The sequence below is a fragment of the Paraburkholderia sp. TE9906 genome, assembly GCF_056279605.1.
Window position 1 is genome coordinate 150,433 of record NZ_JBWCCT010000014.1, and the last position, 24,140, is coordinate 174,572.

The 24,140-nt window shown below is 54.3% G+C and carries 17 protein-coding genes and 1 pseudogene; 11 read left to right on the forward strand and 7 right to left on the reverse strand.

The features are described from left to right. Positions 1-12 precede the first annotated feature (12 nt). The 3 genes from ACZ9H4_RS29630 (at position 13) to ACZ9H4_RS29640 (ending at position 4,541) form a co-directional block, all read left to right on the forward strand. The gene (locus tag ACZ9H4_RS29630) at positions 13-2,445 is read left to right on the forward strand and encodes an ATP-binding protein (RefSeq protein ID WP_476122252.1); all 2,433 of its coding nucleotides are present in this window, start codon (positions 13-15) and stop codon (positions 2,443-2,445) included. A gap of 2 nt (positions 2,446-2,447) precedes the next feature. Then, the gene (locus tag ACZ9H4_RS29635) at positions 2,448-3,452 is read left to right on the forward strand and encodes a hypothetical protein (protein ID WP_476122254.1); all 1,005 of its coding nucleotides are present in this window, start codon (positions 2,448-2,450) and stop codon (positions 3,450-3,452) included. 300 nt (positions 3,453-3,752) lie between these two features. Next, the gene (locus ACZ9H4_RS29640) at positions 3,753-4,541 is read left to right on the forward strand and encodes a hypothetical protein (RefSeq protein WP_476122256.1); all 789 of its coding nucleotides are present in this window, start codon (positions 3,753-3,755) and stop codon (positions 4,539-4,541) included. 277 nt (positions 4,542-4,818) lie between these two features. Here the strand turns inward: ACZ9H4_RS29640 and ACZ9H4_RS29645 are convergent, their stop codons facing one another. Further along, the gene (locus ACZ9H4_RS29645) at positions 4,819-5,172 is read right to left on the reverse strand and encodes an H-NS histone family protein (protein WP_476122258.1); all 354 of its coding nucleotides are present in this window, start codon (positions 5,170-5,172) and stop codon (positions 4,819-4,821) included. Between the two features lie 180 nt (positions 5,173-5,352). Here ACZ9H4_RS29645 and ACZ9H4_RS29650 point away from each other — a divergent pair, with 180 nt between their 5' ends. Beyond that, on the forward strand, positions 5,353-6,174 hold the full coding sequence (locus ACZ9H4_RS29650) for an H-NS family nucleoid-associated regulatory protein (RefSeq protein ID WP_476122260.1): 822 nt from the start codon (positions 5,353-5,355) through the stop codon (positions 6,172-6,174). 128 nt (positions 6,175-6,302) lie between these two features. Here the strand turns inward: ACZ9H4_RS29650 and ACZ9H4_RS29655 are convergent, their stop codons facing one another. The 3 genes from ACZ9H4_RS29655 to ACZ9H4_RS29665 all read right to left on the reverse strand — a co-directional run bounded on the left by ACZ9H4_RS29655 (position 6,303) and on the right by ACZ9H4_RS29665 (position 7,834). After that, positions 6,303-6,755, reverse strand: a complete 453-nt coding sequence (locus tag ACZ9H4_RS29655) for a hypothetical protein (protein WP_476122262.1) — start codon at positions 6,753-6,755, stop codon at positions 6,303-6,305. Continuing rightward, positions 6,710-7,051: a HEPN/Toprim-associated domain-containing protein gene (locus ACZ9H4_RS29660; RefSeq protein ID WP_476122264.1), complete on the reverse strand. Its 342-nt coding sequence runs from the start codon at positions 7,049-7,051 to the stop codon at positions 6,710-6,712. Before ACZ9H4_RS29660 ends, ACZ9H4_RS29655 begins: the two co-directional genes overlap by 46 nt. A 111-nt stretch (positions 7,052-7,162) precedes the next feature. Beyond that, the gene (locus ACZ9H4_RS29665) at positions 7,163-7,834 is read right to left on the reverse strand and encodes a HEPN/Toprim-associated domain-containing protein (RefSeq protein ID WP_476122266.1); all 672 of its coding nucleotides are present in this window, start codon (positions 7,832-7,834) and stop codon (positions 7,163-7,165) included. Positions 7,835-8,508: 674 nt separating this feature from the next. Between ACZ9H4_RS29665 and ACZ9H4_RS29670 the strand changes: the two genes are divergently transcribed. Then, positions 8,509-8,961, forward strand: a complete 453-nt coding sequence (locus ACZ9H4_RS29670; RefSeq protein WP_476122268.1) for a hypothetical protein — start codon at positions 8,509-8,511, stop codon at positions 8,959-8,961. 898 nt (positions 8,962-9,859) lie between these two features. Here ACZ9H4_RS29670 and ACZ9H4_RS29675 read toward each other — a convergent pair. From ACZ9H4_RS29675 to ACZ9H4_RS29685, 3 genes and pseudogenes are all read right to left on the reverse strand, one after another. After that, positions 9,860-10,432, reverse strand: a pseudogene (locus tag ACZ9H4_RS29675) (DDE-type integrase/transposase/recombinase); the annotation flags it as partial. Between the two features lie 295 nt (positions 10,433-10,727). Next, entirely contained in the window at positions 10,728-11,009 is a 282-nt protein-coding gene (locus tag ACZ9H4_RS29680; protein ID WP_476122270.1) for a hypothetical protein, read from the reverse strand. A 1,076-nt stretch (positions 11,010-12,085) separates the two neighbouring features. Then, complete coding sequence (locus ACZ9H4_RS29685) at positions 12,086-12,277, reverse strand: hypothetical protein (protein WP_476122272.1); 192 nt, start codon at positions 12,275-12,277, stop codon at positions 12,086-12,088. A gap of 782 nt (positions 12,278-13,059) precedes the next feature. Between ACZ9H4_RS29685 and ACZ9H4_RS29690 the strand changes: the two genes are divergently transcribed. The 6 genes from ACZ9H4_RS29690 (at position 13,060) to ACZ9H4_RS29715 (ending at position 24,140) form a co-directional block, all read left to right on the forward strand. Continuing rightward, on the forward strand, positions 13,060-13,881 hold the full coding sequence (locus tag ACZ9H4_RS29690) for a TnsA endonuclease C-terminal domain-containing protein (RefSeq protein WP_476122274.1): 822 nt from the start codon (positions 13,060-13,062) through the stop codon (positions 13,879-13,881). A gap of 28 nt (positions 13,882-13,909) precedes the next feature. Continuing rightward, complete coding sequence (locus tag ACZ9H4_RS29695) at positions 13,910-16,348, forward strand: integrase (protein ID WP_476122276.1); 2,439 nt, start codon at positions 13,910-13,912, stop codon at positions 16,346-16,348. 9 nt (positions 16,349-16,357) lie between these two features. Further along, a complete protein-coding gene (locus tag ACZ9H4_RS29700; RefSeq protein ID WP_476122278.1) occupies positions 16,358-17,899 on the forward strand; it encodes an ATP-binding protein in 1,542 nt (513 codons plus the stop codon). Between the two features lie 84 nt (positions 17,900-17,983). Further along, a complete protein-coding gene (locus ACZ9H4_RS29705; RefSeq protein ID WP_476122280.1) occupies positions 17,984-19,474 on the forward strand; it encodes a TnsD family Tn7-like transposition protein in 1,491 nt (496 codons plus the stop codon). A 62-nt stretch (positions 19,475-19,536) separates the two neighbouring features. Continuing rightward, the gene (locus ACZ9H4_RS29710) at positions 19,537-21,357 is read left to right on the forward strand and encodes a TnsD family Tn7-like transposition protein (protein ID WP_476122282.1); all 1,821 of its coding nucleotides are present in this window, start codon (positions 19,537-19,539) and stop codon (positions 21,355-21,357) included. A gap of 728 nt (positions 21,358-22,085) precedes the next feature. Continuing rightward, entirely contained in the window at positions 22,086-24,140 is a 2,055-nt protein-coding gene (locus ACZ9H4_RS29715; RefSeq protein WP_408138630.1) for an alkyl/aryl-sulfatase, read from the forward strand.

A 24,140-nucleotide genomic window follows, 5' to 3' on the forward strand; every position in this document is an offset into this window, starting at 1 on the left:
GTAAGAAAGGTTATGGCAACAGTTGGCGCGAGCACTCGCCAGAAGATCGCTGAGATTTCAGCGATGGTGGATAACAATCGGGTCGCAAAGGCGTCGGACGAGTTTTCGAGTTTGGTCAAGGAGACGACAAAAGACACCTTGGCGCTTCTGAAACCCGATTTGAGCGCATTGGCTCTACGGTTTCAGAAAAAGCGTCGCAAGGCGCTGCTAGGCATACTGGACGCGAAACTGGGCATCATTGAGCAGCCAAATGAGTCCTCAGGCGTGGACGCTGTCTCGAACGGTATGCCAACTTCAGCGAAGCAGCCGCCAATGCTCGCAAAGCTATACGCAACGCGCTTTGACGAGTTGCGGGATAGGCACATCTTCCAGTGGGCGACCTACTATCGCGACACTCTGATGTTCATCTTTGGCGATACCCGGCAAAAACTGACGCCATCCACGGAATGGCACCAGGAGGTTGAAGACGTGGGACGTGTTGCTGCGGCCCACGCTACGGACATTTTCGATCGAGGTTTTCGCTTTCAGACTGAGAACGGTCTTTCCGCAGAAGTAGCAGAGATCAAGTCGGTAAGCGGACTTCTCAAGTTCCTTTACCTCGTCATCTTGATCTTCATGGATCAAAGAGAGAGTGTCACGAACGCGAAGGATGCCGAGGTCACATGGAACTTGACTTCGTCGTTGTTGACAGGAATTCTTACTGGGTTCGGCAAGGTGACGTATGGCGAAGAGTCTGGTTGGTCCGTATTGACCCGAAACCAGAAAACCTGGTTACCGGCATTGGGATTTGCGCGCGGTTCAGAGGCGTTGAGTTTCATAGAAGAGTTCCCCGCCGAGTACCGGAATGACGACGTATACGTAACGATCATTCCGGCGTTGCTGGGCATTGAACGCTTGGCACATCGGTTTCACGACGAAGACGTCTTTCTGCCGCGGCTCAGCCGCTTGGCGGTCGGTCACGCGGAACGGCTTGATATCACACTTACGATACGCCAACGTGCGGCGAGTCGTGAGCTGCTTGTTTCCAGTTACTACAGCGGGACCATTCAACAGGCGTACCACCTAGGCGAGGCGTTGGCGTTGCGCGCTGCGGTGGTCATCGGGCGACTTGACTCCCAGCTTGCCGAGCAGGACCAGTCATCGAGAGTGCTCAACGCTGGCGAAGTAAAAGCGAAATCGGAGCAGGTGCGCAATTTTGCCGAAATGATCGAATCGGTGCTGCAGAGTCATATCTCGAACGATGCGGAAACGCATGATCCGAGCTTGCTCAATCGAAACTACGCTCGCGAGTTTCCTCTGGAAGATCCCGATTTTCGTAAGCAATTTCTCGTGCAGAGATATAGCGTCAAGCGCTTGCTGGAAGGCCTTGAAAGTGGAACGGGGGTTCATTTGTGGTGCAGCGTGCGCCGTTCCGGTAAGACGACAGCAGCAAGCAGTCTCGCAGACCAGAACGGGAAGCTGGTAGTGGTCGTGCAAACGATGGACCACCAACCTCACCAGATTGAACAGAATATCTTTGCGCGGAAGATAGGGGAAGCACTATCGTCTCAGGATGTACTTGCGCCCGACTTTTTCAAATCTGTCGTGGATGAATGCATCTTGGCCACCACGGCCGTTGACACCAAAGGTAAGAAGGTCGTCTTTATTATTGACGAGTATGAGACGCTGTTCGGCCTGATTGATACTTTCGTGAGTCGGGATCCGGGGTTGCGGTTCACGGTCGCGTTGCCCCTTCTCAGCCAGATGGTAGCTTTTGCTGCAAAGAACCTGCTAATTTTTATGGGGCAGCGGCCGGATGCGCACCTCATCCTGTCTGCGCAAAATCAGTTGAGTCCACTCGTCCGGCAATACAACTTTCCGCTTTTTGAACACTACGCTGGCGCCACCGACACAGAATTCACCCAGTTTCTACGCAGAGTTCTCCAGGAGCATCTGCCGTTCGATACGTCCTTTTCAGATGCAGTTTACGAGGAAACCAACGGGCACCCGTATCTGACGGTTAACCTGATGGTTGATTTTTGCGAATGGCTGATCGACAAGGAATTTAAACATGGTACGGCGCCTCTCGGTTCGGAACAGTTCGTCAAGTTCAATAAAGATCGACTCACCATCGCGGCGCTGCAGCGGAGTCCTCACTACGTGTTCTTCCACGGGATGCTCGCGGAATATTCGAGCGAGCGCGGACGCACCTCCGAGCCTTGGCTTTCGGCGATAACAAACGTACTTCAGGAGATCGCAACGAAGCATCCCAAGGCGTTTGCCTGCTCTGTGAATACCTTCCATCAGATTGCTGCGCCATATGGTCAGGGAATACGCATGACACCAGAACGCTTCCTGGCAAGTGGTTCGATGTCGAACTTCCTTCAGGATAAGGGCGGCCAGGTGAAACCGGGGGTCCGTCTGATGGCGCGGCTTGCTGCATCCGTCACTGCAAAGATCAACTGAACATGGAATACACTGCAAACAGAGTTGTTGAGTTGGTAGAGAGCATCGCGTGGCATCCAGGACGTGTGCTACGGATATTTTGGGTTCGGCATTCTCTCGAAAGCCGGCAGGCTCTAGCCGCTGAGCTTTCCCGTATGGTCGGGACAGAAGCTATCGTTCCGCTTATCGTGCGAGAAGGTTTTGAGAACGCCAATGCAGTGATGTCGGATGTACAAAAGGCATTTGCCGGGAACCGAACGGCGTTCGATTGCTGCATCGGAAAGCACGTTGATCGTGTGTCCGTTGTTTTGCTAGCCAAGGAGGATTTCAAACTGCCACAAGGTGCCTCACCGGTCATCTTGCCGCAGTGGTTCCCTGTGAAAGCGGGGCATGAAACGTTCTTTGAGATCTCGGACCTCGCCATGACTGCGGAAGCAGGGCTTCTTGATTGTCCGGAAGCGCGGATCGAGCAGATTGCAGAGTTCGCGTATAAGCTCGAAGCCGAGTTGGTTGCGCGACTGGCTTCGCTGCAGTCGTCAGAACCTGCGCGAGTACGTCAGTTCGTCGCTGCCGCGCACGGGGGCGGGGCGGAGCCCGACGCGCTCGCAAGCGTGAACGATTATCAGCAAGAACTGAGGAAGACAGTCGATCCTCGCGCGTATCGTCCGAATGCCGCGAAAGATGCAAAATCACTCATATCGCGGTTGCTCAAGCTCGTGCTGCACAGTCCACCAAAACAGCTTGGCCTTGTGGCGAGCCAACTGGCAGATTGTTTCGAGGATTCAAGCCATGTGACGCTAAAGCCAACGTTATTCGCTGTCATGTCAAGGCCCGCAGCAAAGATGAATGCGGAGACCGCGAACTGGCACGCCATTTTGCTTGCGTTTTACCAATCCTATCAACTTATGAACGCTGCGGCACATGCCGGTGAGTATCCTCATTATTCGGTATCTCTTCAGTTCGTAAGTTCGGTGGACCTGCGGACTTTCCTTTTCGCGGCGCGCTCGTACGTGGGTGGATTGACCTGACAACCTCAAATTCGATAACACGAGAACGGTGCGTTAAAGCTGGCGATTGGCAACGTCCGCTCTGATATTGGAAAAGGGTGCAGCTTCTGGATGGCACCCTTTTTTCGACGGGTACGGCGACGTAAAGCGTCAGTCTTAATGCAACGAAAGATTGCTTCCCCAACTGACCGCGTGGAGCATCATTTACGTGCCGCACCTGATGTGGCTCGATGTATCCCGCGCTCCGACTCTCTGACAGCGCGCTATGTGCCCTCGGCGGGCCCGCCGGGAGCACATCGGATCTTTTGATTAACAGAAAGAATGACACTCATCACAGACTATACGGATCTATCCTTTCGCATCGCGGTTTGCGTTATTGTTATCGATGCGTGCGCATTTCTGCTCAGTTGGTTCATTCCGAAGCGCGCGGAACGGAAACAGGATTGGTGGGGACCCACCAGAGGGTTCGCAAAGATTCGGGATTTGCTTAAGCGGTGGATCTCGGAAGCCGGAGCAGCATTCCTGACGGAGGTAATTTCGGGGATTCTGCATGCGCCGTTCCTCTTCCTGGCTATTCTCAAGGTCACAGAGTCCCATGTCCATGCGTGGTGGGCGGCGGGTTTGGTATCTGTGTTCTGGGTCGGAGTGGGGTTCGGGCGTGCGTTGATCCTCGAGAGACAGAGCAAACGCGAAAAAGGTGAGAGTCCTCTTGATGCGTTTCTGCGTGACCCACTTTCATGTTTGAAGGGATACGACGGCCGCAGCCCATGGCGGGATGACGGCTGTGTTGATATTTACGTGAAATCGCATGGCAAATCGATCGCTTATACCCACCAGATTGCGATTGATCGAGCCACAGGTGATGCCACGATCGGCCACTTTGCTGTGGAGCGAGGCCTCGAACGAAAAGGCGTAGGATGGAGATTGGCGATGGCCCTGCGTGCCGAACTAGCGTGGCGCTATGGTGTAAAGCAGATTATTTTTTCCGAGAACAGCACGCGCTACGACGATGCAAAATATGAAGATTTCTTCAAATATATTGGAGCTCAGCAGTTGCCGCCAAGTCACTACACGAAGCCGGGACGTGCCGACTGGGTATGGCAGTGCTAGTCCCCGGCAAGCAGGTGAGGGCTGGGCGCTTGAACACGGCGGAGGAAAGGCCGACGCTTGTCGGGTTAGACAACGACGTTGCGGACGAGCGAATCGCGTCGCCGGGGCGATGCGTTGAACTGAACCCGGATAAGTAGAATCTTTGTTTGCTAAGTAATTCGTCAAGAGTGACAGCCTTGGCGTCTTTGCGGGCATCACCGAATAGAGTGTTTGATGTATATTTTCGCCCGAGTATATAAAGGCCAGTTGCGGAGGTTTCCGTAGCTGTTTTGCTCGGTCAGATAAATGGCGCCTTCATATCTCGCGGTGCGAAGGATGCACGGCTGCAAGTAAGCTGCCCTAAAACGGATCTCGACTCCGGCGCCTTCGGGCGCGCTTCGGTCATCCCCAGCGGTGCAGGCTTGACAGCGAAGTGTTCCATCGATTGCCCTGCTGTGATGGGCTGCTTGACACATTGAGGGATCTCTTCCTCGCTCGACCATATTTCTCCGGTCGCACTTCGGTGTCGGGCAGTTTTCTGCCTCATCTGGTCTTCTGCAATCGCAGATGCAAGATCATCCAGCTCAATGCCGACTTCGGCGATTCTGCGACGCAGATAGGCGACCATACTGTCGCGCTTTCTCTCATCCATGAAATTTCTTTGTCTTACGATTTACGCCAGCCATTCAGGCGATCTGCTGAACTAAGCGAACGCCGTGCGTTGAGAATACGACTTTGGTTTCGATGTAGCTGATAAGGGTTGCCTCTGCATGCTTATTCGCAGCGTTATATGGCATAGTGCGGCCATTGCTAACCACGGGGAGAGATATAAATGGCAACACTCGAGAAGGTCCAGGCGCAGATTGCGAAGCTTCAGGCACAGGCCGAAGCCTTGGTTGCAAAACAGTCGTCCGGTGCAATTGCAAAGATTCGCGACATCATGGAAAGGCACGGTTTGACCACCGCTGACATCGAAGCGCACATCGGCGGTCCAAAAAAACGTGGTCGCAAGCCGAGCCCTAAAGTCGCCGCCAAATCGGCTGCGTCGGCGGCAAAGTACCGCGATCCGAAGACTGGCGCTACCTGGACCGGTCATGGCCGTGCGCCCGCGTGGATCGCCAATGCAAAGGACCGTAGTAAGTTTCTGACAGATGGCGATTTGCAAGCCCCGGCGAGGGCTGCAAAGCCGGCAGCCAAGGCCGGAAATTACGTTCGTGGGCCGCAGGCACCGAGGTATCGCGATCCGAAGACCGGGGCAACGTGGAGCGGGCGTGGTCGGACCCCGGCGTGGCTTGCCGGCGTCAAGGACCGGACGGCATTTCTGATTGAGGGCGGTGCGGGCGAGGGCGGTGCGAAGCCGAAGGCGACAACAAAAGCACCTGCCAAGAAAGCTGCAGTTAGGAAAGTGGGCGCGAAGAAAGCGGCTGCCAGACAGGGCGTAGCCAAGAAGGTTGCTGCGAAGAAGGTCGCCGCGACAAAGACCGTCGCATCGGCCAAGAAGGCGCCTGCGAAGAAAGTTGCGACGAAGAAAGTGACAGCGAAGAAAGTGACGGCGAAGAAGGCGGCCGCGAATAAATCGGTCGCGACGCCTGAAGCACCGGCGCAAGCGTCCGCGTCGACAAACGCTGCAGCGGCTGAATCGACTACCGCTTGATTGCTCTGGCAATGGCGAGCGATCGCCGGCCTGGCGAGCAGGGTGCGTCCATCCTGCTCGCAGCAAGCGAACCGTGTTCACCCTGAGCCGGGATACAGCGCGGTAGCTACAGTCGTATTTTTCATGCATCAGGGGATGGGCCTTTCCGTCCGCTCTTTCACCACCGATTCGCGATACCAGCGAGCTACGGTGGTTCCCATTCGCTCATACGGCTTCCCGGCGCGGGCGTCTTCTATGCATCTGAGGACCTCGAGCGCGGCCTCACCGCATCGTTTACCGTCCATTTGCGCGAGCAGCAATCTGGTAGTTTCTCCTTTGCGACGATATTCTGCGCAAATCCAATCAGTTGCGGAGGTCCGGTCTGGAGGGCGCTTATGCGTCGGCAGGGATCCGAGCATTTCCGCGTTAGCTTCGTCGAAAGCGTTGATTTCCAGCACCTCTTCTATGGCTCGCATCAGACTTTTAACCCCGCGCACGGTTTCGTTCGCGTAATAGTCCGACACGCTCGCGTAGAACGTGGGTGCTTTGTCGGCGATCATCGCGCGTCTATAACGCTCAAATTCGCTTCTGAGCGATGCCATGTCTTGACCATACTTGTGTCTTCGTCGATGTACGTGATCGAACTCACTGGGCAGAGGCAAGGGATAAGACTAAGGCGCCGTCGGAGCTCCTCGGCGGTTACGACATACAGATAGTCCGTTTCCGGCTCATCCCATTCCGCACGATGCTCCGGCAGATCGTGGATGAGAACGTTGCGTTCTCCCTTGGTCCGGTGTCTAATCACTCGGTCTTTTTGAGTGAAGAGCCAACGGGAATAGCTTTCTGCTTCCCAGTGAGCCGGATAGCCATCGAACGTGAAGTAGGCGCGAAAAGTCATTTTCGGGGGCGTATAGGTTATAGGGATCGGGGAGACGGGACAGAACCTGCACCGTTGAGTAAACGATCTTTTTACTTGTCGAATTTTAGGTCTGTTGTGCGAAAGGACCGGTCAAATATCGCAGCTGTCATCGCCGGCCGTTTCGTCTACCGATGTGAGATCGTCGAAGCAATACACGAGCTCATGGTTGACGAGGTCCGTAACGTCGAGAATGCATTCGGCACTGTCCGGCACAACTTCGAGCATCGCGACTGCCATGCACTCCAAACTGGCGCAGGGAAATGCGTTCTGCAAATGCTCGGTTTTGATAGGGTAGATGGTCGATTCACTGCACGCCACGGTGTCGATCAGAACGTCGACTTCGGCAGGCCGACCCGACTGATCGACAAACTCAGTCGGGTTGAGAAAGCGCGCCCTGCCATTGGTGATGTTTTCCTTCAAAGCGAACAGCCAATCGTTAAGCGACGCGCGCCTGCAGGCCTCAGCCCGTTGGGCGGAGGTGTACCGTCCTATGCAGCAACGAGTGCGGAAGTAGGACTCTGCACCCTCTACGGAAATCTTCTGTAACGTCCTCAGGTACTCCAACTCCAACGCCGTGCGGTTATAGCCTGCTTCTGCAAGGCGTTTGCGCATGACGGCAGCGGAAGTGACGTACACGTATTCCCGGCGGTCCATTGGCCGGATAGCTCGGTCTTCGCGCCTGAATCGCCATCTGCGGTAACGAAACCGCGTGGTCTTTAGGCCATAGCCGTTAATCGTGATGAATGCGCAGGGAAAGCCCATAGTAGATTTTCGTAAGTTATTTCGGACCGGAGTCCGAGATTGAGTTTCGACAAAGCAGTATAGATCCGTTCATTCGTTGAATAAACGATAGCATGAGAATTACGAAGTTTGTGAGGCTGAAGCGGTTATTTTTCGATTTACAGTCGATCTGATTAAAATCTCTTAATAAATAAGCGCTGTTTCTGGCATGAATTGTTTTGACGCCGGGGGCGCTGTTCGGGCTTGCCACGCAGACCGGCTGACCTTGGGGCGGTGGGTCTCCCCCGCACCCGTGGCAAGCATCGGGGCTTGCACGCCTGCGACGGTGTTCTCGCGTCTTGGCTAGCGGCGCCGGAGGCGCGTGTTGACTCCAGGAAGCCGTCCAAATAAAACGGGGCCACAATAGTCGCGAGGACGAATTTTTCGATGGCTCAAAATCTGTGATGAAAATAAGACTGTCTTTAAAAACAGAAGTTTGAATTAGAAAAACCGTTGTTTTATTGCTTGTCTATCCGAAAACCTGAGTGATATAAATCTGCCCAGACGTCTGCTGCACGATATGGGAAGAATGCGCGAGAATTTGCGTTATTGGGCAATGGTGGCGGCAAATGAACCTTTAGGGTGTTTCTAAAATCTGTCTTATTTAAAGGGGTGTTTTCATGAGTGGTCCCGTTTATTTTGTCGCGTGTAAGAACATGAAGAAGGTCGACCGCGAGGTGGCGGAAGCGGACCCGAAGTATGACGAGACGATGCATGTAGTGACAGAGCCGAATCGGGACTGCCCGGGCATTACTGCGGGCATGGAAGAGGGCGCCATGTACCGATTCGACAACTCGAATTGGTACCGCGTTGCTGATAGGTGGTGGGCGTACGTGGACTGGGTCGTCAAGCTTTTGAAACTGGTCGGCCTTGATGACGTGCCAGAGGAAGACAGCACAGTCGCGTTCCGCGACATCTTCAGGTACGGCCGCAACGACTCCGGAACGTTTGGTCCTGTTGTGTCGAAGAAGCTCGCTGAAGACTTCGCTCTTTGGGACGAACGGGCGCGGGCTCTCGGTGATGAGGACTTTTACTTCTATTACGGGATGGTCCGTGACATGTTCGAGATGGCTGCTGAAGGCGGCGCGTGTTGGCTTCAGTCGTGGTGAATTACCGACGCGGTGAGAGATTGCTGGTGCGCTCCCTTTTGCCGCGTTGAGATGCTCCCCGGGGACTTCAATCACGTGCATAGCTCTATGGCGAGGTCGCTTGGCGCGGCGCGAGGTCGGCGGTTCCTCGCCGAGTAAGGCGTTGGGTGCGGCAGCGTGTTTGTGGCGCTCTCGTAGGACCTCTCGCGGAGGCGCACTACGAAAATCGGGAGCTCAACGTCTGGAACGTAGAAGGATGGGTTGATCCCGAAAGCGACGTCAAGAAGGCTACGGGACCGGCTCAGCTTCTACCGTACCGCAGAGAATTCGAGCATGCGTGTGGTGTGACATGCGACGCGATGCGCCGGCCGGAAATCTGGTCGCGAGTCGTAGCGCTCGCCGATGAACTGGAGCGGAGCGGCAGTATGTGTGCTGATGCGATAGCCGAATTTCTTCCGCAGCCAGAAACTGGGCGTTACGAGTCACGTTTCTGCTATCCCGGTCAGATCCGTTCATTGACGTCCATCGCCTGGTAGAGTGCATCACCGAGGTCGACCTCTCTCGGCCGGCGCACTGGTTGCCGGCCCTTCCTCAGCATAACGGGATTGGATTTCCTTGCACGAGCCTGGGATCATTCGCGGTAGCGATGCTGGCGGTTTTGGACCGTTGCACCGAATGTGCATTCGATGTCACCGACCTGGTCAAGCAGGGCCGCGGTTACGCCTTTAATGATCCACTCTCGCGAAGGCATAGTCGGTCCACGAAACCACAACGCGCAAGCTGAATAAAGCGATATCGTCACGGCATCCGCGGAAGCTGTCTGACCACCTAGCGCATTAAGCCATCAGGCATGTGAGGGTTGGGTGGACGGAAGGCGCTTGGATTTGCCCCTGCGCCTCCGGACACCGCCTCCCACTTGAGTTGATGAATCGGTCGTGCGCCTGAACTCGCGTGGCGAGCGGCACTTCTGCGCGCTATGAGGGTGCTGCTGGTTGTAATGCTCGAACGCGACGGCGAGATTGCGCGCTGCGGTCACTGCATCGGGTTTTGGCATGAAGGCAATATAGTCGCGCTTCATCGTCTTTACGAAGCTTTCCGCCATGCCGTTACTTTCCGGGCTGCACACGGGTGTGGTCAATGGCTCCAGGCCAATGTCTGAAGCAAAGGTACTTGTTTTCTCTGCCGTGTAACCCGAGCCATTGTCGGTCAGCCATTCAATTTCCGACGGCGCCTTCAGGACGTCACCGAACCGGTCCTCAACGGCGGTCAGCATGACGTCGCGCACCACGTCGCCACTGTAGCCACCGGTCGTCGCCACCCAGCTCATCGCTTCACGGTCGCAGCAATCCAGAGCGAACGTGAGGCGCAGCGGTTCGCCGTTGTCGCAACGAAACTCGAAGCCGTCAGAGCACCAACGCTGATTGCTCTTCGCCACCGCGATCTTGCCATCGTGTCGGCGCTGAGGGCGTGGCGGTGCCGTCCGGCGCTCCAGCGAACCAACGCTTCAAATGCCGGCTGTGTCGCCGTGCCGCACGCCAAATCATCATGTGCTCGCCAGTGGAGGGCAAATTGCGGTCTCGAACTCGCTCGACAACCATCCTCCCGCTGAAACCAGTGACTGAAACGCAGCGCTAACCTGAGCAGTCCGCGCTCACAGTAAAGTGGCGGCATTTCGCATTGTTGGGGAAGCAGTTGTGCGTTGGCGAATGCAGTAAAACGGACGGACAACCCGCGACAGCTTGGGCCCATGGGTTCATACGACGTCAATGTACCCCCGATAGCGATGCTCAATAGGCGGCAACTACACAACGCCTTCGCAGCACCGTTCCATTAGCATCAATGCTACGTCCCGAAGCAGTCAACCGCCTTCCATCTTGTCTGTCCTCACCAACACAGTGGCTTTCACGATGCGGTTCTCGTCCTTCTCCGGTCAGCCGGCAATGCCATTCAGCAGCAGAGCGTCGCTCATCTGGAGGTGATTCCAAACGCAATTGTTCAGCGACTAACGAAAAGGAGAGTGCTGCCATAGGAAATTTTAATAGAACTTTCCGCATCGCAACAACGATCATCTGACAAGTCCTTTCTGGCGATGAACAGTGCTCGGCCAACATATCGTCAGGCCTTAGGCAGGTCCTCACCTGAATAAGCTATGAAGTCCTGATCATTTACCATGAAATCGAACGTCCGCAAGTCTTCACACGATGCAGATTCTCCGCGACTTCACACGTGGCGCAAGACGTCAATCACATTTCGAAGCACGTGCGATTGCATTGCGCAATACCATGTTCGTCAACTGTCGAGTTGTGGGTTGGCTTCCCGATAGGCCTTGCCTGGAATCGATCACAAGGAACTCAGCTATTCCATGTTATACCACCGTCGGGTACCAACATGTTCATTTGAAATAGGCCACTTTTTGTGTAACTGCACCTGCGAGAGACGACCGTTAGCCTTTGGCGAAAGTACAAATTAACTAGTTCCGGAAAAACGTTGCGCGAACAACTAGAAGGCTAACAGTTCGATACTCGCTCGCATCGAAAGGTCATGGCCGAGCAATATAAGGGGCACGTCGAGGGGCGCTTTCTCATATGCTCGTGCAACATATGTTTACCTTTGAACGGCGCGTCGCGGGACATACACTCGACCCGCGGATATTGGTTTCCGTTCGCTTGGAGCCTTCCGGTTGGAGACTGAGCTATGAGCCAAGGACCTTAGGAGAAAGGAAAAAGGGACACCCAGTTTGCAGACCGGGCGCCCCTTTCATCTCGGCCTGATTGACAGAGAGTGAGTGTTACGTAGCCTCATACTCTGCCCGATCGAGCCGCTTGTCAAGTGCCGATGAACGGAGGCAGGTATGAACTCGTCCACGCATTCTATGTACTCAGGGAAGCCAGCAGGAATTCAGACCATCTACGTCGATAGCGGACCCGACTTCGGCTCGAAAATGGTGATAGATCTGCTTTACGTTCATCGGCCACCATCTCGACCGCGGATTTCATGGGAAGACGCTCCGCATTCGACGAATTTTGTGCAGCCGGCGGCTTCCCCCACCGAAGAGCCAGGCCATCAGGGCTTACCGCCACTGGGGGTGCCTGTGGCGTGCGACGATCACGAGCCGGAATTGGTCCGATTCGTGGATGGGGCGGACTCAGCTACGCGAAAAATGGCGCTGCACGAACGTGTTGGCCAACAATGCGGGAAGCGCGGGCGAATATTTCTGAATCAGAGCAGGCAAGGCGAACTCAGTGTGCGGCTCGACCGCGTCGCAGTTCAGGCTGCCGCGCGATCCGTACGGTCTCCCCGGCGGGCGGTCGTTGTTGGCATCGATGGAATCGACCAATGTCTAGAATCGCCGAGTCGTCGCGCATTCCAGCTGAAAATGTTGATCAACGTCGGCGCGACAGTCATATGCACGGTCGACGGAAGATACAGTGATTCGAATTTGTTGGCGTTTCATTTGCGCGCTCTTGGGATCAAGGTGATTCTCGAGAAACTTGCGACGGAAGGGTGCGCGAAAGAGTCCGCTGCTCATAAGAATCCGCGCAACTCCCACGCGACGCGGAGTGTAACGGTTGGGCACTTTCCCGAGGTCCACACTCCATCTCTAGCCGCATGTGGATCCAAATTTCGACAACACAGTGCCCCAACCGAAACGAATAGCTTTGCCCCTCGCGAAGAGTCTGAGAAGAGGTCGGAAGCCAGGCAGTGCTGGCGAAGCGAAGATGCCGTCCATTTCACGTCCACCGAACTCGAACGACAGGAATATGCACGCGCATATCGGAACGAGTTTGCGATGAATCGTCTTCTGGGTGAGGGGAAACAATTATGAACGAGAGGTCGCCGGGGTGGCTCCGCCTTTCAGAGGCCGGAGCCTTGGTGGCCTGGGAGGCTACCTTGCGATACAGCGAAACGCTTGTCGGAGCAAGCTTCTTGAGGGCAGGCCTCGACGTGGATAGGATGCCTAGTGGCTGTTCGTAGGACTCGAAAAATTAAGGCAGTCCAATAGTCATCCGGGTGTGGTGCAAAAGTGAAATGATTCGGACTTAAATGTAGTAGTACTACATAAACAAAAATTCTGATAATGGAAGGATTGAACTGAACTGATAAGAATGGAGGTCTCGAATGACTACGCGAACATTGAGGATGCGCAAAACTACGCTCGCTCGGAAGCTTAAAGAGCAGGAGCTAGCGAGAAAGGCCGGCATATATCTGCGTTGGTTCCACACGCGGGATATGCCCGGATCAGGGACAAAGACCCGCTTGGTATGCGAAAAAGCGGCTGCTGACGAACTGCACCTTATGTCCGAGGCGGAACACGCCGTATTTCTGGAGGCATGGTACCGGGACGATGTCGTGACCATTTTTGACCAGTACCCTCTTGACAGGGAGAAAACCCAACGCGCGGCACTGGCGCTTAACATCGACCATCCCAGATACGATGGTCGAACAGAGCCCGCGGTGCTAAGCACGGATTTAGTACTCAACGTTCGGCGCGGTAGCACGTACATCCGGGAGCCCAACTCAGTCAAGTCGGCACGTTCAAATGGGGAGAAGACGCTCACGCGCGCTCAGCTAATTGAACGTCGGATGTGGCAGGACGAAGGAGCGATCTACCGATTGGTGACGGCTAACGGCATGCATGCAAGCCGGTCGAAAAATCTGGCTTGGATTTTTCGGGCTCACAACGATACCGTTGGAAGACAGCTATCGGAATCCGAGTTGATAGCTCGACGGGAAATTCTTCGTCTTTTCAGAAAGCGAAAAGACATACGGGTTGTCGACGCGTGCCGGTGCGTCGACAGCAATTTCGAACTGGCTTCGGGCTCAGGTGTTCAGGCCTTTCGCCAACTCGCTGGGGCAAAACATCTAGCATTCGATCTAGACGTTTCTGATCCTATTCAATTGCCGCTTGGTGAACTTTGGCGGCCGAAAAGAACTGTTTAACGATCGATGAAGCGATGCGGAGGGTGTCATGTCAATGAAATCCTCATACCCGACACAGCTTGCCGTGTGTGACGTTTTGAAAAAGCGTTTCGGAAAGACAATTTACATCGTTCTGAAGACGGGGAGGGGCTCGCGTTGGACTCACCTCATCGATATTGAGCATGAGAAGAAATCGAACAGAAATCACAAGGCGTTACCGATAAAGCAGAAAACGGATGAGCTAATGGATCGTCTTTCTGAGGAATACGAAGACGAAGATGCGCTTGAAAGATTGAATAAACTGCCGACCGACGTATCCGATAGGCGAAGCATACATCCTTTCGCATTATCGAACAGGTCAGAGAGGTATAAGGAGATAGTCCTTGATCCGACTAAGTCAAAAGGATGGGAACTCATCAAGGGTCTATTGACCTTCGACCTCCCTTTGGATGAAAAGGGTAAAGCGCCCGAGCCGTCGTATTACGGAGACGAATTCGAAGCGCTGCTTCACTCCGAGACGCGTCGAAAACGAGTTTTGCGCTATTGCGAAGTTTCAAAGATTTCTGAAGACACAGTATATCGAACGTTCCGTCGTTATTGCCAGCGAGGAATGACTCCTGCAGCTGCGGCCGATGACTATGATCTAAGCGGGGGGAGAAATCAGCAGCGCGAATGGAAACGCCCTCCGGGAAAGGCCCCTTGGCGCAGGAAACTCGGTGCATCCGCATGCGATCAAGAGGTTCGACGACTGATTGCATTGGCTGCAGACTGCTACTTCTCATTCCAGTACGTAAAGGGGAAGAGATCCCAAAAGACGCTCGAACAAGCCTTGAGCTGGCTACGCGCAACCTTCCTACGGGATAGGGCTCTGTATAACGAAAAAGGGGAAATGGTCGAGCTTAGGTTGAGTGAACGAATCGTCATAACGGTCAGGCAGCTTCAATATTACATACTGAGAAATTTCACATACGAGGAACGTCGTATTCGTAGGGTTGGTCTCAGGCGATTCTTACTCCATGAGCGACCTCTAAAAGGTCGGTTGCGGACAACAAAGGGACCCGGAGAGCGGTTTCATATCGACGCAACGGTCCTTGATATCTATCTCGTTGGCGAGATTTTGCGAACGAAAGTTATCGGCCGGCCAGTTCTGTATCTGGTGATCGATGATTACTCGGGAATGGCCGTCGGATTTCATCTTACGTTCGATCCACCGTGTTGGGATGGGGCAATGATGGCGCTTGTCAACGCGATCAGTCCAAAGGTCGAGTTCTGTAGGTCGTTGGACATTCATATTCGGGAAGACCAGTGGCCTGCTTGTCGTCTCTCCGAGGGCGTGTACGCCGACCAGGGCGAAGTTAGCAGCGTTCACAAAGCGCATCCGTTGATTTCCCACTACCGGATGGACGTGTCGAATACGCCAGCTTATCGCCCAGACCTTCGCAGCGTGATGGAGCGGCGATTTGGCGTTATCCCAGCAATTTGGACGTCGCTTGTTCCGGGGATCGTAGAGAAGAGCTCATTCGACCGTGGAGTTGCACATCCTGCCTACCACGCCGCGCTCGATCTGAAACAACTTCGGCGAGTCATTTGCTACTCATTGCTGAGCTATAACACTCGCATCATCCGCGGATATCCCACACCTCCAGAAATGATCGAACGGGAGCTTGCGCCGACGCCGCTCAACCTCTGGAAGTATGGAACGGAGGTGAACGGGTGCGGACGGCATGTCGATGTAGACGAGTTTCGGGCCAAGGTTATGCCCAGAACGATGGCTTCGATCGATGCTGGGGGAATACTGCACAACGATGTGCACTATGCATGTCCGACGTTTGACCTGGTTGAGCGCCAAACGATGTTCCGCGCAGAGGGAACTGAAACGAACGTCGAAATCACATTCGACTCTACCGACAACAGCAGTATTCAGATACTTGGTTTGGGTGAGCCAATGACGTGCCCGATGTCAGAACATGACGTCGGAGCCTTGCACGGTGTGACATACCAGGAACAGAGTCTTGCGAAAGATCTTGACGCGACCAATCGGGGGATGGCTGAAGAAGCTGGCGAACCTGAGCGCGCTATGACGGACTACAACATCTCGAAGATTGCGAAGGATGCGACATCCAAGACTGCAAAGGCCTTGCGGGAGGCAGGCATGACGCGGCCTGACATCAAGGATATGGAGGAAACGCGCAACGTCGAGCGGTCAGCGAGCGAAAGTTTGCCGGCAGAAGATGCATCAAAAGACACCAATAAAAATAGGCGGAAGTGCAAAGCCGGTAGGTCCTTCAAGAAGATCATCGAGAAGATTCTGCAAGGCTCTCGCACGGAGGCAACTGGAGATCCGGAACCGAACTATGACGAAGAAGGAGACGCTTATGAGGAATCTGTGAATATTGCGAAGGCGCCATCAAGTGAAGCGAGTCAAATGACTGCCAAAGAGCTCCGCGAGAAGCGTGCAAGAGAGTTGCTCGCGGAACTGGACGAATAGGAGCATATGATGAACATCAAGGAAGCGATTGCGAAGATGATCGCGAGTAAGAAGTCGGACCACCCAGACGCCGTTAAGCAATGCATCGTGTCAGTGGAAGCGCGATACTACGATGGAAATGACTTGTTGCCCGAGTATCGTAAAAATCCGCTGATTTCCGCGTTGGGGCGCATTTGGGATAAACGGGCAATCCTCAAAGCGCTCGACGTGCCTATCGCATTTTCTGAGGATGAACGATCGAGATCCGAAGAGTATCGCATGCATGCCATAGGCAGACTATCACGATTCGTGATGGCGCTCCCTGCGCATCTCGACGTGGTGAGCACGCTGCAGGTCATCGTGCGGCAGCACTACGTCGGAGTAAATGTCGGAGATGATTACGTGCAAGGCATCAAGGACCGCTATCGTGCGAATCAAGATGGGGAGCTCACGCCTATCTATCCGCACGAGCGTTCGCACGCATATTGCGCTGGCATCTTTGGACTTTCGGGCGGCGGTAAGACAACTGCTATTGAGTCGGGGCTCCGGCTACTGCCGCAGGTGATTCATCACGAGGAATACGGATTGAATCAGGTTGTCTGGATAAAGGTGGATTGCCCTAAGAGTGCCAGTTTGAAGGACACGCTCAAGCTTCTGATACTGGAGTTCGATCGTTTGCTCGGGACCGATTACACGGCCGAAATTGGGTCGCGGGCGACGCTGGCCGATTATGCAAATAAGCTGCACCGTATTTCCAAGCGACATCAAACTGGCCTCATCGTGATCGACGAAATGCAGAACGCACTGCACGCGGTTGCGAAGAACGATCCCCTATTTGACTTCTTCGTCAACCTCACCAACGTGGTTGGCATTCCGGTCATTGTCAGCGGCACACCAAAAGCGGCTCAGCTTTTTCGGAAAACGCTGCGATCGGCGAGACGTCTCAGTAGTCAAGGTGTCATCACCTGGGATGCGATGAGAAATGAAGATGACTGGAGGCGATTCTGTAATCAGCTGCAGAAGTATCAATGGCTTGCTGACCCGGCCCCTCTCTCTGACAGTTTGCGGAACTATTTCTCGTTCTTGACCCAAGGCCTGCCTGGTGTCGCGGTACCGCTTTTCCAGCTAGCACAGTACGCAGCAATCTCCTCCGGTGCCGAAAGACTTTCCAAACAGATATTTAGGGATGTGTTTGATGAAAAGATGGCGTCATTGAGGCCAATGATGAGCGCTATCCGGTCAGGAAACAAAGCACGGATGGTCGCATATGACGATTTGTTGGGCGATACGCTGGGCGACATCGTTGACTCGATGGAGTCCCAAGCGAAGCGCCATGGTTTTCAACAATTGGCGATGGAGCACGACAAGAACGAGTCGGCGATCAGCGCGGTGTCCAGGTTGTTGCTTTTGGGTGTCCCGCAAGATCTGGCCTCGTCGCTCGTGAACGCAGTGCAAAAGGAATATCCGAAAGCATCCTCGCAGGATCTGAGTAACGAAGGTGCGCGACGGTTCTACCAGAAGAAGGCGCCTGCGGATTCGTTGAAGAGAGGCGTTAAGGACTCCGTGGTCTGAGAGCGACGGAAAACACGAAGGCTGCCGAGCAGCCTTCGTGTTGGAATTCTTCTAATCCGAGCTGCGAAAGTAGGGAGAGATGCTATGGCTGTCGCGCTGTTTCCTCTTTTGGATGGTGAAACGATTGGCAGCAATCTAGCGCGCTATTGCGAATTCATTGGAGCTGAGAGTACGTTGCCTCTGAGGCGTCGTCTCTTCGGGTATCCGTGTAAGCCGGATACAAGGCTCCCGAGCGGCTTGAACTATCTTGCTGAGCAAACTCGAGACTACTGGAATCTGGAGCCGGCGGAAATTATTCGGCGCAACACTGAGTTTTACTATGCAACCGCAACTGTTCCGGTGAAGCAGAGGGAGTCGATGTTCGCAAGTATGCTCGAGATGCCTGGAACCAGATGCTTGAGAAGAAGCGCCAGCGGCTGGACAGGAGAGCGTGCGTCCAAGTTTCGATATTGTGAAGACTGTCTGTTAGAGTGGCCGGCAATGGGGATACTCGCACATTGGATGGTGGATCACCAACTTCCAGGAGTGTATGTTTGTCCTGCACATTCGAGCGTGATGAAGGTCGCGAAGCGGGGGCTTGCACAAAATTGGACTGATGCGACCGTAGCGGCGTTGAAGTCGTCGGACGATGAAGCTGTATTTGAGCTAGCATCATCGTCCGAGCTGGCCGCTATCGCGGACATGGCAACACTAAGTGCACAGTACAGGCAGACGGGGCGAAGTCTGCCATCAATGGCGACGTATTGTGAGTTGCTTGAAGCCGCGGGCTTCGTTTGGCCAACCGGTGGGGTTGATATTCGATTGTTTATTGCTTCGATGATTAACCACTTCGGGCGGGAATATTGCAAACTGGCTGGATTGAGCCTGAAACGCCTGAGCATCTGGCTGAGAACCATTAGTAAAGAGGGAACGACCAAACAGCCGGCACATCCATTTATTTTTGTCGCGGCAGAATCGTTCTTGAACAATCTCTGTGCCTCGCCCGGATCGTTCATTCCTCAATGTAGAAAGTGGGATGCGCCAAAAAAAGAAAATTCGAAAAACAACATTTCCGATAATTTGTATTTAATCTTAAATAAGATTCGATGTAAAGGGTATATCCATCGAGCTAGTGATACGTGGCAAGAATGTATTGAAAATGAGGGTGGGTGGAGGCTTGTCTGCTCATGCGGCCTGGCTTATACGGGTTATGCAGATTTGCAGTCGGTAGAGATGCTAGATGCCGCGAAGAGTTATGGCGAGCGTCACCGAAATTTGGTCTCTAATAGATTCGCCGACAACTTTATCGTCGATCGGGCTTCACGGGTTCCTACCGTAAATGCCCAGCTCCTGCGTTGGGCGCGCTTCTGTGGTTTTTCGAGGAGCAACGACCTACCTGCTGAGCTCATTGAGGGCTTGCGCGACCGGTGGTGTTCCGTCGTCAAGAATGCTCGGCCGGACAGACGCATCACGTCGTCCTATCAGATCGATTCCAAGCTATATCGAACGCTATATAGGTGTGACAGAGATTGGCTTGCGGAATTCAACAATAGGAACCGCACACGTCATTTGGCGGCTAAGCCGGGAGATAAATGAAACTATATTGGTTGTCAATGGGGTAAATGAAGTCCGGATTTACGTTGCAAAGGAGTAAGACCATGGCTATTGCGCTACTTCCCTTGAGGGAAGGGGAAAGACTTGGAAGTAATTTCGCACGATACGCGAATTTAATGGGTTTTTCGAGTACGGCTAAGCTGAGGAAAATGCTTTTCGGCTATTTTTGCTTTCCTAATACTCGTCTCCCCAGTGCAATTGATTATCTTGCCGATCAGACTCGCGATTACTGGAATTTGACTGGCGAGGAAATTGTTCGAAATTTTACGGAATTTCAATATGTGACAATGATGTGTTCTCGGTCGACACGGGAAAGACTGATGAGAAGAATGCTGGACTGCCCGTCCCGTGGAGGCCCTCCGCTTAGACTTACAAAGTCTGATAGCGAACGCACCAAGAAACTGAGATATTGCCCGGAATGTATGCAGGAGTGGAGAAGTAATGGGGAGTTGTTATATTGGAAAATTGATCACCAATTGGCTGGAGTTTACTTTTGTACTAAACACTTTTGTGTTTTGAAGGTGGTCGGGAAGCATTATTCTGAATATAATAACGATTTTACGGTTGAGCAATTGATTGGGTCTGGTGATGAGGAGGTTGTTGGTGGAGAAGCGCCTTCTGAAAGGTCGGCGATTGAGAGTGTTGCTAGGTTGAGTGTTAATCAAAGGGTAAGTGGTAGCGCATTTGGGTCAATAGAGTCTTATCGCGATCTATTTCGAGACGCTGGTTTCACTCGGGGCGATTCGACGTTGAAGAAAGATAATGTGGTACGAGCTTGGCTCGATTTCTTCGGTGCGCGATATTGTCATATGACGGGGATAAGCGCGTCGAGGATCCACGGATGGATTTCAAGCGTAACCGATCGCGCAGTCCAACGAGAATTTCCTCATCCGTTTATGTATATCGCAGCGGAGTGCACTCTCAACTATCATGCATCGCTGCCGGGGTCGTTTTTTCCGGGAGGGCGAGAGAATTCGCCTCGCTCCGCAGGCAATATGGATGTAGCCACCATCATCTCTAAAGCCGATATTTGCAAGGGTCTTTTGCATCGGAGCTCTGATTTTGTCAAGGTCACGGGGTCTTTGAGACGGTCTGGAGTTATTAAGCTTGTTTGCACTTGCGGCGTTTCCTATCGAATGTTGATTACTGAGAAAGGAGAGGTTGGAAAGCTCACTCCATTCTCATATGGCTGCCGTTATAGAGCGTGTTTCAAAGCGTTAATTTCTAAGGGAGAGAAGCTTTCTAGGGTAGCAAAGCGCTTGCATATAGCGAATTCAACGGCTCTGAAGTGGGTAAGTGTAAGCCGTGGTAATGCAAATCGAGGTAGATCGCGGCGTGAAATTATTAATTTACGCAAAGAGTGGCGTTTATTGGTTGAAGGGAGCTCGTCGGACCGCCGCATCACTACGGCCGCTGAGGCCAAGCCGCTCTTATATAAAACGCTCAGAGAAAATGACCGAGGGTGGTTTATTGAATTTAATCGAGCGCATCGGTCTTGGCGACCCCAGAGTTCATACAAGGCGAATGAGCCGACAACAGATGAGATTCGGGAAGCGCACACGGCGTTACAGTTAGTCGAGCCTCCGATTCGGTGTAGTAAAGCCGCAATTCTGGAAAGGGCTGGCTTCTGCGGACGCGTAGCCCCAGACCGGCCTCTTGCGGCATTTTTGGCCAATTTGACTGAATCTCCATGCGCCTACCGTGAGCGGGTAATTGCTTGGCTTGAGACCCGTGCATCCGGGCGTCAACTAGGTACGTGCGATCAAGCATTACGTCATGCTGGCGTGCGCGCACGTAGCTTCACGAGGGAACAGCGCCGCCAGATTCGGGAGATCGACTCTAGGATCCTTACCGAACAAGGGTAGTTTCGTCGCGTTAACCTAGACGCCTCTTCATTGTTGCCGCGCGAGCTCTTGGCACAAACGGGAAACGCTCGCGTCGCACTGCGCCCCCGCTCTGCGAAACCTTACCTTCAGGTTGCTCCCGTCCTAAAACGCTCAACTCATGGAAAACGCGCGCGCTGTGCTGCAGCATAAAATTATTATGGCCCTTTTATTTCGTGTCTCTATAACCCTTGCAAGGCGGCCTTCCCGCACACTTTACGTTTCCGAAACTCAGAGAGTCAAAGGCTGTTAGTTCGCTCCCGCAAACTTTGACGTTTTAGCGCAGATATAACAGCAACGAGACGACGCGCCTCAGAGCCATTTGTTCCCGCAGACTTTAGTGTGGGCATATACGACTTATCGGCGGCAACAGAGTGTGCGGAACGCAAAAATTGCGAGCTCGGGCTGTGCCGAAGCGGGCGAGACGAGCGCTGCATTGCAGCGCGCACGCTGAGGTGGCACGCGCGTTCGGCATGCCGACTGCTCGTCGTGGCAAATTCGTGGCGGCTGGACTCCTGCCCGCTTTTTCCCTTTGGGGCAACCGCATTGCCCGAACTACCTATGGCCTCACCGCGGCACCTATGCGAAAAGACTGTTGCGCGCCCGACCGGCAACGCGACACTCCGGAGAGGGTTGTAATGCACGCCGTGCCAATGGCCATTTCGCAGGCCGTTCGGCGCCTGTCAATCGCAAATAACCGGGAGGTGGCCATGTCTCAGTCCGACGACGCAGCGAAAGCCGGATCACGCAGGGCATTTCTGAAGAACGTCGCGGTAGCCAGCGCTGCGACCGGTCTGTCAGGTGTGGTCGGCGAGACGCTTGCTCAAACTGGCAATGTGGCAAACCCCACCGGCCCTGCTTCGAAGCCCGCGACGCCCGCTACTATTGCACTGAACAAGCAGTACGCCGACTTCCTTAATTTCGCCGACGTTCAGGACTTCGAGGATGCCAAACGTGGCCTCGTCGCGACGTTGCCGGAGCCGGTCATCATCAAGGGGCAGGGCGAATTCCCGGCGTGGAACCTTCAGCAGTTCGCGTTTGTGAGTGGCGGTCCGGAGAACAACGCGCCATCGACCGTCAATCCGAGCCTCTGGCGTAACGCCAAGCTCAACATGAATCACGGGCTTTACACGGTGGTCGATGGCATCTGGCAGGTGCGCGGCTACGACCTTTCCGTGATGAGCATCATTCGAGGCGACCACGGCTATATCGTCATCGATCCGTTCATCACGACCGAAGTTGCCTCGACGGTGTGGAAGCAACTCGTCATCCCGCATCTGGGCGACAAGCCCATTACCCACGTTATCTACACACATAGTCACGTCGATCACTATGGCGGCGTGCGCGGCCTCGTTAGCGACGAGGACCTGAAGTCGGGCAAGGTACAAATTGTGGCGCCGGTCGGCTTCACTGAAGCCGCCGTTGGCGAGAACATCATAGCCGGCAACGCAATGGGAAGGCGCGCCAGTTACATGTATGGCTCACTGCTGCCGCGCGACCCGGTGGGGATTGTCGACGGAGGGCTCGGCAAAACGACCTCGGTTGGCACGATCACGCTGGCCGTGCCCTCGATGTTCGCCGAAAAGACGGGGCAGAAGTTGACGCTCGACGGCGTAGAAATTGAAGTTCTGATGGCGCCCGAATCGGAGGCACCGGCGGAATTCATGTTTTATCTGCCGAAATTCAAAGCGTTCTGCGCGGCGGAAGACGCCACCCATACGCTTCACAACCTCTATACGCTGCGCGGCGCAAAGGTCCGTGACGCCTTGCTCTGGTCCAAGTACCTTCAGTCGGCGCTCGACATGCACGGCGACGACATGCAGGTCATCTTCGCCTCGCACTACTGGCCGACCTGGGGCAACGATCGCATCAATGCTTTCTTGCGCGCCCAACGCGACATGTATCGCTATCTGCACGATCAGGTGATGCGCATGGCCAACCTCGGTCAGACGCCGCTTGAGATCGGTGAGGCCATCCGTTTGCCGGACAGCCTTGCGAAACACTGGTATTGCCGAAGCTACTACGGCACGGTCTATCACGACGCGGTTGCGCAGTACAACCTGCGTCTCGGGTTCTTCGACGGCGTGCCGGCGAACCTGCACCGGCTGCCGCCGACCGAGAGCGGCAAGCGCTACGTCGAGTTCATGGGCGGCGCACCCGCCGTATTGCGAAAGGCGCATGAATCGTTCGACAAGGGCGACTATCGATGGGTGGCGGAAGTCGTCAACCACGTCGTGTTCGCCGACCCGCAAAACACCGCCGCCCGACAACTGCTGGCGGATGCTTATGAGCAGTTGGGTTATCAGTCGGAGTCGGCGCCCTGGCGCAACTTCTATCTGACCGGCGCAATGGAATTGCGCAACGGTGTCAGAAAAGGGCAGGCGCCTGCGCCGCAGAGCCCCGATACCATTCAGGCGATGCCGCTCGACATGTTCCTCGACTATCTGGGCATCCGGCTCAATGCGGAGCGCGCAAACGGCAAAACGGCATCGTTCAATCTCGTGTTGACCGACACGAAAGAGAATTGCGTTCTGGGCGTCGAGAACAGTGCGTTGCATTACTCGAAGGGCAAGACCTCGAAGTCGGCGGATGCGACGGTCACCATGACACGCGCGGACCTGAACAGCATCATGATGGGCCAAACCAACATGCAGAAACTGGTGATGGCCGGCAACGCCAAGATCGACGGCAATAGCCAGAAGCTGGGAGAGTTTGTGTCGTGGCTCGACAACTTCGATTTCTGGTTCAATATCGTCACGCCTTGA

Coding starts and splice junctions, on each gene's coding strand:
- ACZ9H4_RS29650 (WP_476122260.1), top strand. CDS start 5,353: ATGGCAACACTCGAGAAGGTCCAGGCGCAGATTGCGAAGCTTCAGGCA.
- ACZ9H4_RS29715 (WP_408138630.1), top strand. CDS start 22,086: ATGTCTCAGTCCGACGACGCAGCGAAAGCCGGATCACGCAGGGCATTT.
- ACZ9H4_RS29635 (WP_476122254.1), top strand. CDS start 2,448: ATGGAATACACTGCAAACAGAGTTGTTGAGTTGGTAGAGAGCATCGCG.
- ACZ9H4_RS29710 (WP_476122282.1), top strand. CDS start 19,537: ATGGCTATTGCGCTACTTCCCTTGAGGGAAGGGGAAAGACTTGGAAGT.
- ACZ9H4_RS29690 (WP_476122274.1), top strand. CDS start 13,060: ATGACTACGCGAACATTGAGGATGCGCAAAACTACGCTCGCTCGGAAG.
- ACZ9H4_RS29645 (WP_476122258.1), bottom strand. CDS start 5,172: ATGGATGAGAGAAAGCGCGACAGTATGGTCGCCTATCTGCGTCGCAGA.
- ACZ9H4_RS29705 (WP_476122280.1), top strand. CDS start 17,984: ATGGCTGTCGCGCTGTTTCCTCTTTTGGATGGTGAAACGATTGGCAGC.
- ACZ9H4_RS29670 (WP_476122268.1), top strand. CDS start 8,509: ATGAAGAAGGTCGACCGCGAGGTGGCGGAAGCGGACCCGAAGTATGAC.
- ACZ9H4_RS29700 (WP_476122278.1), top strand. CDS start 16,358: ATGAACATCAAGGAAGCGATTGCGAAGATGATCGCGAGTAAGAAGTCG.
- ACZ9H4_RS29680 (WP_476122270.1), bottom strand. CDS start 11,009: ATGATCGTTGTTGCGATGCGGAAAGTTCTATTAAAATTTCCTATGGCA.
- ACZ9H4_RS29630 (WP_476122252.1), top strand. CDS start 13: ATGGCAACAGTTGGCGCGAGCACTCGCCAGAAGATCGCTGAGATTTCA.
- ACZ9H4_RS29640 (WP_476122256.1), top strand. CDS start 3,753: ATGACACTCATCACAGACTATACGGATCTATCCTTTCGCATCGCGGTT.
- ACZ9H4_RS29655 (WP_476122262.1), bottom strand. CDS start 6,755: ATGGCATCGCTCAGAAGCGAATTTGAGCGTTATAGACGCGCGATGATC.
- ACZ9H4_RS29660 (WP_476122264.1), bottom strand. CDS start 7,051: ATGACTTTTCGCGCCTACTTCACGTTCGATGGCTATCCGGCTCACTGG.
- ACZ9H4_RS29695 (WP_476122276.1), top strand. CDS start 13,910: ATGTCAATGAAATCCTCATACCCGACACAGCTTGCCGTGTGTGACGTT.
- ACZ9H4_RS29665 (WP_476122266.1), bottom strand. CDS start 7,834: ATGGGCTTTCCCTGCGCATTCATCACGATTAACGGCTATGGCCTAAAG.